The sequence below is a fragment of the Streptomyces sp. NPDC001750 genome (assembly GCF_042892615.1).
Taxonomy (GTDB): domain Bacteria; phylum Actinomycetota; class Actinomycetes; order Streptomycetales; family Streptomycetaceae; genus Streptomyces.
Window position 1 is genome coordinate 171,747 of record NZ_JBIAUE010000007.1, and the last position, 13,941, is coordinate 185,687.

At 72.0% G+C, this 13,941-nt stretch carries 14 protein-coding genes; 11 read left to right on the forward strand and 3 right to left on the reverse strand.

Annotated elements, in window-relative coordinates; genetic code table 11:
* Positions 1-94: 94 nt before the first annotated feature.
* Together ACFYY6_RS14360 and ACFYY6_RS14365 are read right to left on the reverse strand one after the other, a co-directional pair.
* Positions 95-616 (reverse strand): GNAT family N-acetyltransferase, encoded by a 522-nt coding sequence (locus ACFYY6_RS14360; protein WP_389193270.1) that lies wholly within the window; start codon positions 614-616, stop codon positions 95-97.
* Positions 617-700: 84 nt separating this feature from the next.
* A complete protein-coding gene (locus ACFYY6_RS14365; RefSeq protein WP_351525177.1) occupies positions 701-1,702 on the reverse strand; it encodes an SEC-C domain-containing protein in 1,002 nt (333 codons plus the stop codon).
* A 78-nt stretch (positions 1,703-1,780) separates the two neighbouring features.
* Here ACFYY6_RS14365 and ACFYY6_RS14370 point away from each other — a divergent pair, with 78 nt between their 5' ends.
* The 5 genes from ACFYY6_RS14370 to ACFYY6_RS14390 all read left to right on the forward strand — a co-directional run bounded on the left by ACFYY6_RS14370 (position 1,781) and on the right by ACFYY6_RS14390 (position 6,248).
* Positions 1,781-2,560: a class E sortase gene (locus tag ACFYY6_RS14370; protein WP_386607664.1), complete on the forward strand. Its 780-nt coding sequence runs from the start codon at positions 1,781-1,783 to the stop codon at positions 2,558-2,560.
* Between the two features lie 296 nt (positions 2,561-2,856).
* Positions 2,857-3,015: a DUF3311 domain-containing protein gene (locus ACFYY6_RS14375; RefSeq protein ID WP_351524498.1), complete on the forward strand. Its 159-nt coding sequence runs from the start codon at positions 2,857-2,859 to the stop codon at positions 3,013-3,015.
* Positions 3,012-4,646, forward strand: coding sequence for a sodium:solute symporter family protein (locus ACFYY6_RS14380; protein ID WP_389193273.1), 1,635 nt, complete (start codon positions 3,012-3,014; stop codon positions 4,644-4,646). Before ACFYY6_RS14375 ends, ACFYY6_RS14380 begins: the two co-directional genes overlap by 4 nt.
* A gap of 134 nt (positions 4,647-4,780) precedes the next feature.
* Positions 4,781-5,125 carry a DUF6412 domain-containing protein gene (locus ACFYY6_RS14385; protein ID WP_351524485.1) on the forward strand — a complete coding sequence of 115 codons (345 nt, stop codon included), beginning with the start codon at positions 4,781-4,783 and terminating at the stop codon, positions 5,123-5,125.
* Positions 5,126-5,477: 352 nt separating this feature from the next.
* A complete protein-coding gene (locus ACFYY6_RS14390) occupies positions 5,478-6,248 on the forward strand; it encodes a YidC/Oxa1 family membrane protein insertase (protein ID WP_351524486.1) in 771 nt (256 codons plus the stop codon).
* Between the two features lie 187 nt (positions 6,249-6,435).
* Here ACFYY6_RS14390 and ACFYY6_RS14395 read toward each other — a convergent pair whose 3' ends face one another.
* Positions 6,436-7,581: a Gfo/Idh/MocA family oxidoreductase gene (locus ACFYY6_RS14395; protein ID WP_351524487.1), complete on the reverse strand. Its 1,146-nt coding sequence runs from the start codon at positions 7,579-7,581 to the stop codon at positions 6,436-6,438.
* Between the two features lie 497 nt (positions 7,582-8,078).
* On the opposite strand from ACFYY6_RS14395, the gene ACFYY6_RS14400 reads away from it, so the two are divergent.
* The 6 genes from ACFYY6_RS14400 to ACFYY6_RS14425 all read left to right on the forward strand — a co-directional run bounded on the left by ACFYY6_RS14400 (position 8,079) and on the right by ACFYY6_RS14425 (position 13,910).
* Positions 8,079-8,849, forward strand: coding sequence for a GntR family transcriptional regulator (locus ACFYY6_RS14400; RefSeq protein WP_073783599.1), 771 nt, complete (start codon positions 8,079-8,081; stop codon positions 8,847-8,849).
* Between the two features lie 195 nt (positions 8,850-9,044).
* Entirely contained in the window at positions 9,045-10,169 is a 1,125-nt protein-coding gene (locus ACFYY6_RS14405) for a TIGR03364 family FAD-dependent oxidoreductase (RefSeq protein WP_389193276.1), read from the forward strand.
* Between the two features lie 131 nt (positions 10,170-10,300).
* Entirely contained in the window at positions 10,301-11,017 is a 717-nt protein-coding gene (locus ACFYY6_RS14410) for a phosphonatase-like hydrolase (protein WP_389193388.1), read from the forward strand.
* Positions 11,018-11,028: 11 nt separating this feature from the next.
* Positions 11,029-12,171: an ABC transporter ATP-binding protein gene (locus ACFYY6_RS14415; RefSeq protein WP_389193391.1), complete on the forward strand. Its 1,143-nt coding sequence runs from the start codon at positions 11,029-11,031 to the stop codon at positions 12,169-12,171.
* Positions 12,164-13,126, forward strand: a complete 963-nt coding sequence (locus ACFYY6_RS14420) for a 2-aminoethylphosphonate ABC transporter permease subunit (RefSeq protein WP_389193279.1) — start codon at positions 12,164-12,166, stop codon at positions 13,124-13,126. Before ACFYY6_RS14415 ends, ACFYY6_RS14420 begins: the two co-directional genes overlap by 8 nt.
* Positions 13,113-13,910, forward strand: coding sequence for an ABC transporter permease subunit (locus ACFYY6_RS14425; protein WP_351524490.1), 798 nt, complete (start codon positions 13,113-13,115; stop codon positions 13,908-13,910). The genes ACFYY6_RS14420 and ACFYY6_RS14425 overlap by 14 nt, the downstream gene beginning before the upstream one ends.
* Positions 13,911-13,941: the final 31 nt, after the last annotated feature.

The window sequence follows — 13,941 nt, forward strand, 5'->3', positions numbered from 1 at the left end:
GACCGAGTCCCCTCATCTCGCCGCTTACGCCTGCAGTTGTATCAAGTGGGACTGACAGGCTGTGGATGTTCACGTGCCTGTGCTGAGGCCTTCACTACTGAGTCCTGACTTCCGAACCCCGATTCAAGTCCCGCACGTACCCCAGCCCCGCCCGACCGCCCAGCGTGAGTTCCTCGCCGGTCGGGGTGAAGCCGGTGCGGGTGAGGACGGCTCGGGAGGCCAGGTTGTCGAGGGTGGTGGCGGCGCGGAGGGTGGTGAGGCCGTACTCCTCGGCGGCCAGGGTGCACAGGTGGCGGAGGGTGGTCGTGGCGAGGCCGCGGCCGGTGGCCTTCTCGGCTACGCGGTAGCCGAGTTCGGCGGAGCCGTCGGCCACGTCGACCAGGTTGAAGCGGCCCAGGATCTCCCCGCGGGTGAGGGGGTCGGTGGACACCAGGACGTGGAAGTGGCAGGTTCCCGCGGCCTGTTCGGCGAGCAGGGCGGCGTGGCGGGTGTCGAAGTGGGTGAAGTAGTCGTCGCCGCGATCCGGCACCGAGGCGGCGAAGTAGGCGCGGTTCTCCCGCTCGAAGGCGAGGAGGGCCGGGGCGTGGTCGGGGCGGAGGCGTCGGAGTTCGGGCATGGGGGGAGGGTACGTGGCCCCGCGTCCGGGAAGCCCGCGGTTTGCGGGCCCCGTCGCGGGGGCGACGGGGCCCGGACCTTCCGGTCATTCGGCCCCGTGGCACTCGCGGTAGGGGCGGTCCGAGCCGCACCAGCAGGGGGCGGTGCGGGCCGGGGGCCAGGGGACGGCGCGGCCGCGGGCGGCGAGGGTGGTGGCGTACTGGGGGAGGAGGTCCGGGTCGGCCGGGGAAGCGGCCTCCGACGCGGCGAACGCCTCGTACGAGGGGACCGTGCCGGTCACGATGCCCAGGTTCGGCGTGCCGGCCTGGTGGAGGTCGCGGAGGGCGGCCTCCAGGCGGGCGAGGTGGTCGGCGTGGGAGGGGTACTCGGAGCGCAGGTTCGGATACGCGGCGAGGAGTTCGTCGAGTTCGTGGGCCGGCCAGTGCAGCATCGCCACCGGGAACGGGCGGGACAGCGCGGTGCGGTAGGTGCCCAGTTCGGCGCGGAGGCGGGTGATCTCGGCGCGGAGCTCGCCGGGGTCGGAGGAGCCCAGCGCCCACAGCCGCTTCGGGTCGTGGAGCTCGTCCAGCGGTACGGAGGCCGTGTGGACGGCGTCCGCCAGGTCGTCCCAGACGTCGTGGCCGGCACCCATCAGCCGGCGGACGCGGTGGCGGCCGATCAGCAGCGACTGTGTGGCGTACGGCACCTCCTCGCCCGGTGTCAGCAGGAGGGTCAGCGCGGTCGTGAAGCAGTCGTGGGCCGCGTCCAGTTCGTCATGGGATTCGAAGGTCTCCGCCGCGATCTCCCACGGTGCCGGGTCGAGCGGTCTCGCGGTACGGACACCCTCCAGGATCGCGCGGGCCTCCGCCTCGTGGCCGTACTCCCACAGGTTGGCTGCGTTCAGCGCCTTGACCAGGTGCGGATGGTCGAGGCCGGGGGAGCCGAGCAGGTCCTCGTAGAGGGTGGTGGCACGGGTGCGGTCGCCGGCGAGTTCCAGATGGGCAGCGGCCTGGAGGAGAAGCGGCTCACGGTCCCCGGGATAGCGCTCCGCGGTGCGCAGCAGGCGTTCGGCTTCGGTGGTGTGGTCGGCAGGCGTGTCGGGACGCATGAACCACACGGTACTGCGGCGCGCCGCATGGACGGAGAGTTGTTCCGGCTCTGGAGAGTTACGGGGCCGGGCCCTATCGTGCGGGCCGTGCGGGAGCGGATACCGGTGGTGGTGCAGCACGGCGCACGGGGACGCAGGGCCGTGGCGCGCGTTCTCTGGACGGCGGCCGAGGCGGTGGTGACGCTCGGCGTCGTCCTGTTGTTGCTCGTTGTTCATCAGCTGTGGTGGACCAACCGGCAGGCCCTCGCCGACGCCGAGCACGAGGTGCGGGCCCTGCGGAAGACATGGCAGGAACCAAAGAAGGGAGCGGGAGACCGGGACAGGGGGAGCCGTGACGGGCCGGACGGTGGCGCGGGCTCCGGAGGCCGTACGTCCCAGGGGCGCACCGCGCCCGCCGAGCCCCGGTGGGACCAGGCGTACGCCGTCATCCGCATTCCCAGGATCGGGCTCGTGGCCCCCGTCGCCCAGGGCATCGGCAAACGCGGCGTCCTCGACAAGGGATACGTCGGGCACTACCCGCGGACCGCGCAGCCCGGTGAGGCGGGCAACTTCGCACTCGCCGGACACCGCAACACCCACGGCGAGCCCTTCCGGCACATCGACCGCCTGCGCCGCGGCGACGTGATCGGCATCGAGACCCGGGACGCCGTGTACACGTACACCGTCGACCGGACGCTCGCGCGGACCAGTCCTCGCGACAGCGGTGTCATCGCGCCCGTTCCGCGCAGCGGGGTGAAGCCGGGCGCCGGATACACCGCGGCCGGCTCCTATGTGACGCTCACCACCTGCACGCCCGAATTCACCTCCCGGTATCGGCTCGTGGTGTGGGGGAGGCTCGCCGACGTCCGGGTCCGGTAGCAGGCGCCCGGTTCGGTGCACGGAGCGGAGGGGAGCCGGGGGCGGGAACGGGGGCCGTGGACCTGTGGGCCTGTGGGGGCGGTGCAACTAGTGCCGCATCAGGCAACGTTCGCCCCGTCGCGACGCCCGGCACGCCCTCTCGCCGCACCGGCCGAAATCCCAAGTACATCCAGTACGAGGGCTTCCGGCCGGCACACCGAGAGCACGTACCGGACGCGCTCCTTGACGGGCAAACGTTGCCTGCCGCGGCACTAGGGTTGCCCGACGTGCTGAGACGACGTCCGCAGTTGTTGTGGTTGCTGGTGCCCTACGTGCTGTACCTCGGGGTGCTGCCGCTCGTGAACCGGGTGACGCCGGTGGTTCTCGGGCTGCCGTTCCTCTTCGTCTGGCTGCTCGGGGCGACCCTGCTGACACCCGTCGCCGTATGGCTGACCAGGCGGGGGGACCGCCGGTGAACGCCGCGGTCGCGACCTCCGTCCTCGGGGTCTTCATGGTGCTCACCGTCGCCCTGGGGCTGCTCGCGGCGCGCGGGCCGCGGAAGGGACGCGGAACGGACGGCGGCGGGCTCGCGGAGTGGTCCGTGGGCGGGCGCAGCCTGGGGACCGTGTTCATCTGGGTGCTGATGGCCGGCGAGGGCTACACCAGCTTCAGCTACCTGGGCGCCGCGGGATGGGGGTACAACTACGGCGCACCCGTGCTCTACGTGGTGGCGTACATGTCGTGCGGTTACGCCCTCGGCTACGTCGTCGGGCCGATGCTCTGGGCGTACGCGCGCAGGCACGGACTCGTCGGGATCACCGACATGGTGGCCCACCGCTTCGGGCGGCCCTGGCTCGGCGCGCTGGTCGCCGTTCTCGCGACCGTGTTCCTGCTCCCGTACATCCAGCTCCAGATCACCGGCATGGGGGTGGTCGTCTCGACCATCTCCTACGGCGCCATCAGCCTGGACTGGGCCTATTTCATCGCCTTCGCCGTCACCACCGGCTTCGTCGTGGTGAGCGGACTGCGCGGCAGCGCGTGGGTGTCCGTGCTCAAGGACGTCCTCGTGATCGCCACACTCGGCTTCCTCGTCGTCTACGTGCCGCTGCACTACTTCGACGGGTACGGGGCCTTCCTCGACCGGCTCGTCACCGAGAAGAGCGAGTGGCTGACCTTCCCCGGGCACGGGGACAGCGGACTCGGACAGGCGTGGTTCATCACCACCTCGTTCCTCAACTCCCTCACCGTGGTGATCTTCCCGACCACCGTCGCGGGGTACCTGGGCGCGAAGAACGCCGACGTGCTGCGCCGCAACGCGATGTTGCTGCCCGCGTACAACGTGCTGCTCTTCGTGCCGATGCTGCTCGGGATGGCGGCCCTCTTCGTCGTGCCGGGACTCGTCGGTGCCGAGTCCAACCTGGCGCTCTTCAAGCTCGTCGTGGACTCGCTGCCCGCGTGGGTGGTCGGGGTCGTCGGTGTGGCGGCGGCGCTGTCGTCGATCGTGCCGATGGCCGTGTTCATGCTGGTCATCGGCACGATGTGGGGGCGCAGTGTGCTGTCCCTGGTGCCGCGGTGGGAGCGGCGGCAGAAGGGGGCCGCGCAGAGCGTCGTGGTGGCCGCGGGCGTGATAGCGCTCGTGCTCACGTACACCGCGCCCAACACACTGGTGCGGCTCTCCCTCATCTCGTACGAGGGAATGGCGCAACTGCTTCCGATGGTGCTTCTGGGACTGGTGTGGCGGCGGCTGACGTTGGCGGGGGCGTTGAGCGGGCTGGTCGTCGGGGTGGGGGCGGTATGCGGTTTCGTGTTCACGGGGAACGATCCGGTGTGGGGGGTGAACGCGGGGGTCGTGGCGCTCGGTGCCAACCTGCTGGTCGCCCTCGCCGTGACCTGTGCGGGACCGCGTGAGCGCGACGACCGGCCGGACGACGAGGTGCTCGCACGGGACGAGATCGGCGTTCCGGAAGGGGCCGACGGTCCGGAAGGGGCCGACGGTCCGGGGAAGACCGGAGGTCCGGGGGAGACCGGTGCGTCGGGCGAGATTCCCGCTCCCGGGGCTCCCGCCTCCGGAGCCCCTGCCTCCGGGGAGATCCCCGCCTCGGGGTGAGGGAGGCGGGGCCCGGGGAACGGCCGCTCTGTCCGAGCCGTCGTGTATAACGGCTGGAGAGCATGGCGTACGCACATGTGCGCGAAAGCCGTGCCGTGACAGTCCGCGCACGACAGCGACGAGGGGAGGGGCCGATGTGTGGTGACACGCGCAGTCCGCGTGACGGCGTCACCGGCCTGCCCCGCCCCGTGGCGCTGCTGCTCCTCCTCGTCACCGAGCTGTTCGCGGCGATCCTGCTCGCCGAGGGCGGCAGCCTTTCCGCCGCCGTAGCCCTCGCCGCCACCGCGGCCGCCGGCTCCGCACTCGTCGCCGCCGCGGTCATCAGCTCCCGCTGTGCCGCGCCCGTGCCCCGGACCCGTGTCCGTACGGCGATACGCGACCGGGAGCAGCGCACCGCGTTCCTGCCGCAGCGGGACCCGGACGCCAGGGGCCGCAGACGCCCCCGGGCCCCCGGGCACGCCCTCCCGACGACCGCGTAGGGGCCCGTCCGGTCCGTCCTCCGCCCTGTTCCGTGCGTGGGCCGGTCCGACGCGTGGGCGGTGCGTGTGTGCGTGCGCACTCGTGTGTGCATGCCTCTGCCGACACAGCACGTGTACACACGGCTCGTGTGCGCACAGTGCGTGTACGCGCAGTGCGCTCGTGGCAGGTGCGCCTGGGCGCCCGGCCACGGGTCCCTCCTCGCGGTTCGTCATGCCGAGTCCGTAACTCACCCCCGGTACTCCGGTACTCCGGTACGTCCAGTACTTCCAGGACTCCGGTACTTCCAGGACTCCGGTACTTCCGGCACTTCCGGTACTCCCGGCACGACGAGATCCCTCGGAGGGCTCACCGATGTCCGTCCTCATGTCCGCGTTCGCCGCCCTGGTCGGCGCGCTGGCCGACGTACTGCACCCGCTCTTCCAGAGCGCTTCCACCGCCGCCGCCATCGTGCTGTTCACGGCACTCGTGCGGCTCGCCGTACATCCCCTTTCGCGGGCCGCGGCACGCGGGCAGAAGGCCCGCACCCGGCTCCAGCCGCAGATCGCCGAACTGCGGAAGAAGCACGGCAAGGACCCCGAGCGCATGCAGCGGGCGCTCATGGATCTGCACCGGGAGGAGAAGGTCTCGCCGCTGTCCGGCTGTCTGCCGAGCCTGCTCCAGATGCCCGCGTTCTTCCTCCTCTACCACCTGTTCTCCAGCCCGAGCATCGGCGACGGGCCCAACGAACTGCTCGGCCACCAGCTGTTCGACGCCCCGCTCGGCGGGCGCTGGCACGATGCGCTGGCGCACGGCGGGCCGTTCGGGGCGCAGGGGCTCGTCTACCTCGGACTGTTCGCGATCGTCGCGGCCGTGGCCACGTTCAACTTCCGGCGTACGAAGCGGCAGATGGCCGCCAACCCGGTCGTCCCCGCGACCGGGCCCGACGGCGAGCCCGTTCCGGGCATGGGCGCGATGACGAAGCTGATGCCGCTGTTGTCGTTCGCCACCCTCTTCACCGTCGCCGTCGTGCCGCTGGCCGCCGCCCTGTACGTCGTCACCAGCACCACCTGGACCGCGGTCGAACGGGCCGTCCTCTACCGCGACATGCCCGTCGCCGGCACGGCAGCCGCCACCACGGCCTGACCGCGGCCGTGTCCAGGGCCTGGCACGCGTGGTTCAGGGCCTGACGGACGCGACGGACGTGACGGACGTGACGGGGGGCCTGACGGGCCTGACGGATGTGTGGGAGAGGGGAGCCGTAGGACGCGGGGCTCAGGGGCTGGAGGACGTGGGGCCCGGGCGGGAGCGTGTCCCGCCCGGGCCGGGCCCGTCAGGCGTCGGTCGTCGTGGCCGTGGCGGGCGGCAGGGACACGGTGACGCCCTCGCGGGCCGAGCGACGGGCGGCCTCCAGCACATCCAGGGTGGCGGCGGCCTGGAGAGCGGTCACGGGGTTGTCGCCCCTGCCACGCAGCGCGTCGGTGACCGCCGCGTAGTAGGCGCGGTAGTCGCCCGGCACGGTGGGGACCGGGGCGCCGCCGCCCGTCAGCGGGGACTCGCCCGAACCGATCCGCCCCCAGAGGCTCTCCGGTTCCTCGCCCCACGGCTGGTCGTCCGTCGGGCGGGCGCCCGTGCGCAGGGCGGCCTCCTGTGGGTCGAGGCCGTACTTCACATAGCCGGCGGCCGTACCAAGCACCCGGAAGCGGGGGCCGAGCTGGGCAGCGGTGGCGCTGACATACAGATGCGAGCGGACCCCGTTCGCATGGGTGAGGGCGAGGAACGTGTCGTCGTCGGCGGCTGCGCCCGGACGGCGTACGTCGGACTCCGCGTACACCCGCGCCACCGGCCCGAACAGTACGAGCGCCTGGTCGACGACGTGGCTGCCCAGGTCGTACAGCAGCCCGCCGATCTCCTGTGGATCACCCGACTCGCGCCAGCCGCCCTTGAGCTGTGGACGCCAGCGCTCGAAACGGGACTCGAAGCGTTGTACGGTGCCCAGCTCGCCGTCCGCGAGCAGCCGGGCAAGGGTGCGGAAGTCGTTGTCCCAGCGGCGGTTCTGGAAGACCGACAGCAACAGCCCGCGCTCCCGCGCGAGTGCCGCGAGCCGCCGAGCCTCGGCGGCCGTACCGGCGATCGGCTTGTCCACGACGACCGGCAGACCGGCCTCGATCGCCGTGGTGGCGAGCGGGACATGGGTCCGGTTCGGCGACGCGATCACGACCAGATCGAGTTCGTCCGCCCTCTGCCACAGCTCCTCGGGCGACGCGGCGAGCCGCGCGGCGGGGAACTCGGTTCGTGCCCGCGCCCGCCGCTCCTCGTCCGAGGTGACGACCGTGTCGAGGACGAGTCCCTCGGCCGCGGCGATCAGCGGGGCGTGGAACACGGAACCCGCCAGTCCGTAGCCGATCAGTCCGACACGCAGGGCGGGCGGGAAGGTTTCGGACACCACAGGCGTCCCGGGAGTCGCGTTGCCAGTCATGCACGTCACTTAAGCAACGTCGTCGCCGAAGTGCGAGAGCCGGCCGGGTTCGGCGCTGGGGGGCGCGGTACGAGTGCGGGGGCGGGTGTCCGGGGCTGGGCCGAACGAGCGGTCCCGGCGGCCGGCGGGAGGCATTCCGGCACGTCGGTGCCGGTCGCCTCGCGCGTGCGTGGCAGTGTCGCGTGTCCAGAACCGTGAACTCCGGCGCACAGGCCGGGCGGGTGCTGAAGATCTTGGCCGGGTCCCGCAGCGGCCGACGCGTACATCTCCCGCGCCTTGTAGCTGTACGTGCCGGCCGCCGCTCCGGGCCCGGCCAAGATCTTCAATGCTCGCCCGGCCCGTGCCCCGCCCTTGCCCCGGGCCCGTGCCCCGCCCTGGACCCGGGCCCGGTTCACATTCCGGCCCCGAGCCCGGCCCCCGTCCTCGTTCCGGCTCCTGACCGGCCCGTCCCGCAGGTCCGTCCACAAGTGTTCATGTCCGTCTGCCACCATCCCGGCGTGGACTACCCGCACGACCAGACACCTGGCGCACCCATCCGTTCCGGTATCCCGGAGCACGGCCGTATCCCCAAGTACTACGCGGTCAAGGCACGCGTATCCGTCCTCATAGAGGAGTTGGGCGAGGGCGGCATGTTGCCCACCGAACGCGATCTCGCCGAGCGCTACGAGGTCTCGCGCGAGACCGTGCGGCAGGCGCTGCGCGAGCTCCTGCTGGAGGGGCGGCTCGCCCGCCAGGGACGCGGCACCGTCGTCGCGGGCCCCAAGCTGGAGCAGCCGCTCTCGCTGGCCAGCTACACGGAGGGGGTCCGGCGCCAGGGCCGTACACCCGGCCGCCATCTCATCGGGCTGGAACGGTTCCCCTGCCCCGAGCGGCTGGCCGCCGACATCGGGGTGGGGCGCGGCGACCCGGTCTGGCACCTGGAGCGCGTGCTGCTCGCCGACGACGACCGGGTCGGCCTGGAGAGCACGTACGTGTCCGTCGCCCGGGTGCCGGACCTGGACACGGAGTTCGACCCCGACTCGTCCTTCTACGCGTACCTGCGCGACCGGCTCGGGATCGTCTTCGGTGCCGCGGACGAGCGGATCGAGACCGTGCTGGCGACACCGCGCGAGGCGTTGCTCATCGGTACGCCGCCCGCGCTGCCCATGCTGCTCATGCACCGGGTCTCGCGCGATGCGGCCGGGGCGCCGCTGGAGCGCGTACGGACCCTCTTCCGCGGGGACCGGTTCTCGTTCACGGCGCACCTCGGTCCGCAGCACGGGTACTGAGCCCCCTGCGAGGACAGGTCCCGGGGCCTGTCCTCGCACTGTCGCCCGCGGTGCGACGCCTGGCAGGCCCAGGGGCGCACCCGCCCCTAAAGGTCACGGAAGCATAACGGGTCTAGGCCAACTTTGGGGTCCAGTTCACTGTCCCGTTGCCGAGCCGATCCTTCCGGGACACCGGCCCCCAGGAGCGTTGCCGTCGTGAGAGTCATCGTCGTAGGAGCCGGCGTGGTGGGAACCATGCACGCCTGGCACGCAGTGAACCGCGGCCACGAGGTCGTACAGATCGAGCGCGAGAGCGAGGCGCGCGGGGCATCGCTCCGCAATTTCGGACAGATATGGGTCAGCGGCCGTGCCGGCGGCGAGGAGTTGGAGACCGCGCTGCGCGCCCGGGAGCTGTGGGAGGAGGTCGGGGCCCGGGTTCCCGGGCTCGGGTTCCGGCCCTGCGGCTCGCTCACCCCGCTTCGCACCGAGCTGGAGGTCGCCGTCGCCGAGGCGGCCGTCGCCCGCCCCGACGCGGCGGCGCGCGGCTACAAGCTGCTCACCGCCGACGAGGCCCGCGCGATCAACCCGGCGTTGCGCGGCGATTTCGCAGCCGCCCTGTGGTGCGAGCGGGACGCCGCGGTCGAGCCGCGCACCGCCCAGGTCGCGCTGAAGAACGAACTGCTGAAGTCCGGCCGGTACACCTTCCTCGGCGGGCGCGAGGTCCGCGAGGTCGTGGGCTCCGCCTCCGTCCGCGACGACCACGGCGACGTCCACACCGGTGACGCCGTGATCCTGGCCACCGGCGCCTGGCTCGGCGGCCTCGTCCGCGAGCTCGCCGGTCCCGACCTGCCGGTCCGCCGCGTACGCCTCCAGATGATGCAGACCGACCCGCTCGGCGAACCGCTCACCACGTCCGTCGCCGACGCCGACAGCTTCCGCTACTACCCCGCGTACCGGAGCGAGGCGCTGGACGCGCTCAACGCCGGACAGGCGCAGGCGCCCATCGCCGCGGCGCACAAGATGCAGCTGCTGATGGTGCAGCGCCGCGACGGCGGGCTGACCATCGGGGACACCCACGAGTACGAGTACCCCTTCGCCTTCGACACCGTCGAGGAGCCGTACGAGCACCTCGCCGGCGTCGTCGAGGCCCTGCTCGGCCGGCCGCTGCCGAGGATCCGCCACCGCTGGGCCGGCGTGTATGCGCAGTGCACCGACACCAGCCGGGTCGTCCACCGCCAGCAGGTGAGCGACGGCGTATGGCTGGTCACCGGGCCGGGCGGCCGGGGCATGACGTGCTCGCCCGCCATCGCCGAAACGACCGCCGACGAACTGGGCTGGTGAAGAAGTTGACCGCGCACAACTCCTCGAACCCGACCGCACGGAACTCCTCGAACCCGACCGTGCAGAACTTCTTGAGCCCGACCGTGCAGAACCCCCTGGACCCGACCGTGCAGAACCCTGCGGACCGGACCGTGCGGAACTCTTCGAGCACGACCCCGCGGAGTCCCCACAACCTGATCGTCCTCGACATGGCCGGCACCACCGTCGCCGACGGCGGGCTCGTCGAGCAGGCGTTCTCCGTCGCCGCCGAACGCCTCGGGGGGGAGCCCGGCTCGGCCGACCACGCCGAGAAGCTCGACTACGTACGCGCCACGATGGGCGAGTCCAAGATCTCGGTCTTCCGTCATCTCTTCGGCGACGAGGACCTTGCCCAGCAGGGCAACGCCGCCTTCGAGCAGGCGTACGGCGAACTCGTCGACGGCGGTCGCATCGCGCCGGTCCCCGGTGCCCGTGACGCCATCGAACGACTCCGGGCCCAGGGCCGCACCGTGGTCCTGACCACCGGTTTCGCCCGTGTAACCCAGGACGCCATCCTGGACGTGCTCGGCTGGCGGGACCTGGCCGACCTGACCCTGTGCCCCGCCGACGCGGGCGGCCGCGGGCGGCCCTACCCCGACATGGTGCTCGCCGCGTTCCTGCGCACCGGTGCCGTCGACGGCGTGCGGCAGATCGTCGTCGCGGGCGACACCTCGTACGACATGCTCAGCGGCGTCCGCTCCGGCGCCGGGATCGTCGCGGGCGTGCTCACCGGCGCCCACGACCGGGACCAGCTGACCCGGAACGGGGCCGACCGTGTGCTCGGCTCGGTCGCCGAACTCCCCGATCTGATCGCGCGGGCCGAGGCATGACCAGCGCGGGCATGACGGGCCGGAGCGCGGTGGCCGGGGGCGACGGGGCAAAGGAGAGCGGTGACCGTGCACCCGTCCGCAGCGGCATCAGGTTCGACCAGGTCAGCGTCGCGTACGGCGGGAACACCGTCCTCGACCGGCTCGACCTGACCGTCGAACCCGGCGAGGTCATGGCCCTGCTCGGACCGTCCGGTTCCGGCAAGACCACCGCCCTGCGCGCCGTCGCCGGATTCGTCCGGCCCGCCTCGGGCCGGGTGTACATCGGCGACCGCGACGTCACCGCCCTGCCGCCGCACAAGCGCGGCATCGGCATGGTCGTGCAGCAGTACGCCCTCTTTCCGCACATGCGGGTCCGCGACAACGTCGCCTTCGGCCTCAAGGCCCGCAAGGCGGCGAAGGGCGAGATCCCCGAGCGGGTCGCCGAGGCGCTCGCCCTCGTCGGCATGTCCGCGTACGCCGAGCGCTACCCGCGCGAACTCTCCGGCGGTCAGCAGCAGCGCGTCGCCATCGCCCGCGCGCTCGCGATCCGCCCCGACGTCCTGCTGCTCGACGAACCGCTCTCCGCGCTCGACGCCCAGCTGCGCTCCGGAATGCTCGCCGAACTGGCGCGGCTGCACCGGGAGTTGCCCGACGTTTCCATCCTGTACGTGACCCACGACCAAGTCGAGGCACTCACCCTGGCCGACCGGATCGCCGTCATGGACAAGGCACGGCTCCAGGACTGCGGCACCCCGCAGGACCTGTACCGGCGCCCGCGCACGGAGTTCACCGCCTCGTTCGTCGGCAATGCCAACCTGCTGCCGGTCACCGTGGCCGACTCCACCGACACCGTCGACTTCGCGGGCCGGGCCCTGGGGGTGCCGACCGGCGACACCTTGCGCGGCGCCACCGCCACCCTCTGCGTCCGTCCCCACCTGGTCGGGCTCGGCGACGGCCCCAACGCACTGCGCGGCACCATCGCCGAGGTGCAGTGGCGCGGTTCCACCCACCGGCTGTACGTCGACATCGACGGTCACCGGGTCAAGGCGGACCTGCGCGAACTGCGCGAGACGCCCGCGCTCGGCGACGAGGTCACCCTGCACTTCGCCACCGAGGACGCGGTGCTGCTGCCCGCGGGCACGGCACCCGGAACCGCGGGAGGAGCCCATGTCTAGCGTGGCCACCGCGGACCTCCGTACCAGCCTGGCCGACGACGATCACACCGGACCGGCCGACGACCGCACGGCTTCCGCCACCGGACGGGGTACGCCGACGGACGGCCGCCCGGCCCGCAGCGGGCGCGGGGCGCGGGGCGTCCCGCGCTTCGTCTGGGCACTGCCGCCCGTCGCCGTGCTCGCGCTCGTCTTCCTCTACCCGCTGGCCCTCGTCGTCCAGCAGTCCGTCAGCCCGGACGAGGGCGGCACCTCGCTCGCCCCGTACGCCGACGTGTTCGCCTCCGAGGCGTTCCGTTCCGCGCTGACGACCACCGTGTGGCTGGCGGTCGCCTCGACCGTCGGCTGCCTGGTACTGGGCTTCGTCCTGGCCATGGTCATCGCGTTCGTGCCGTTCCCCGGCGGGCGGGCCGTCTCCCGGTTCATCGACGTCTTCCTCTCCTTCCCGTCGTTCCTGATCACGCTCGCCCTGCTGTTCATCTACGGCAGCGTCGGCATGGCCAACGGCGTCTGGACGGACGTCACCGGTGCGTCGAGCGGCCCCTTCGACTTCCTCACCACCCCGTGGGGCGTGCTCCTCGCCGAGATCACGTACTTCACCCCGTTCGTCATGCGTCCGCTGCTCGCCGCGTTCTCGCAACTGGACGGCGCGCCACTGGAGGTGGCGTCCTCGCTGGGCGCGAAGCCGGCCCGGATCGTGCGGCAGGTGATCCTCCCCGAGGCGCTGCCGGCGCTCGCGGCGGGCGGCAGCCTCGTCCTCGTGATGTGCCTCAACGAGTTCGGCATCGTGCTGTTCACCGGCGCGAAGGGGGTCACGACCCTGCCGATGCTCGTCTACGGCAAGGCGATCCTGGAGTCCGACTACCCGGCCGCCTGTGTCGTCGCCGTCGTCAACATCGCGATCTCCGTGGGTCTCTACAGTCTGTATCGGATGGTGAGCCGCCGTGTTGGTGCATAGCCGTACGGGGAAGTGGGCCGCCTGGGCCGTGTTCTTCGTGCTTTTCGTCCCGCTGTTCGCGCTGCCGCTGCTGGTCATCGTCGCCGCGTCGTTCTCCACCAACTGGTCCGGCGCCTTCCCCTCGGGCCCGACCACCGAGCACTACGCGGCCGCGACCAGCGGCGACTCCCTCCAGGCCCTGACCACCAGCCTGGTCACCGCCGTCGCCGCCAGCCTGCTCGCCCTCACCATCGGGTCCTGGGCCGCGCTGGCCGCCGCCTCGCTGCGACGGCGCGGGAAGAGGTTCCTGGACGCGCTGTTCATGCTGCCGGTCGCGGTGCCGTCCGTCGTCGTGGGCCTCGCCGTGCTGGTGGCGTTCAGCAAGCCGCCGGTGCTGCTGAACGGGACGCGCTGGATCGTGATCCTGGCGCACACCATTCTTGTCACGGCGTTCGCCTATTCGTCGGTTTCGGCGGCGATAGTACGTCTCGACCCGATGTACGAACAGGCGGCGGCCAGTCTCGGCGCCCGACCGTCGTACGTCCTGTGGCGCGTCAGGCTGCCGCTCCTGCTGCCGTCCCTCACGGCGGCGGCGGGTCTCTGCTTCGCCCTGTCCATGGGCGAGTTGAGCGCCACGATGATGCTCTACCCGCCGGACTGGACGCCGCTCCCGGTGCAGATCTTCGCGGCCACCGACCGCGGTTCGCTCTTCACCGGCGCCGCCGTCGCCGTGGTCCTGATGGGTACGACGCTGCTGGTGCTGCTCGGGGTCTCCCGCATCCGCACCAGGGCCTCGTACCGCTGACCCGCCCGCGGCCGCCGTGGCGCCACCGGCA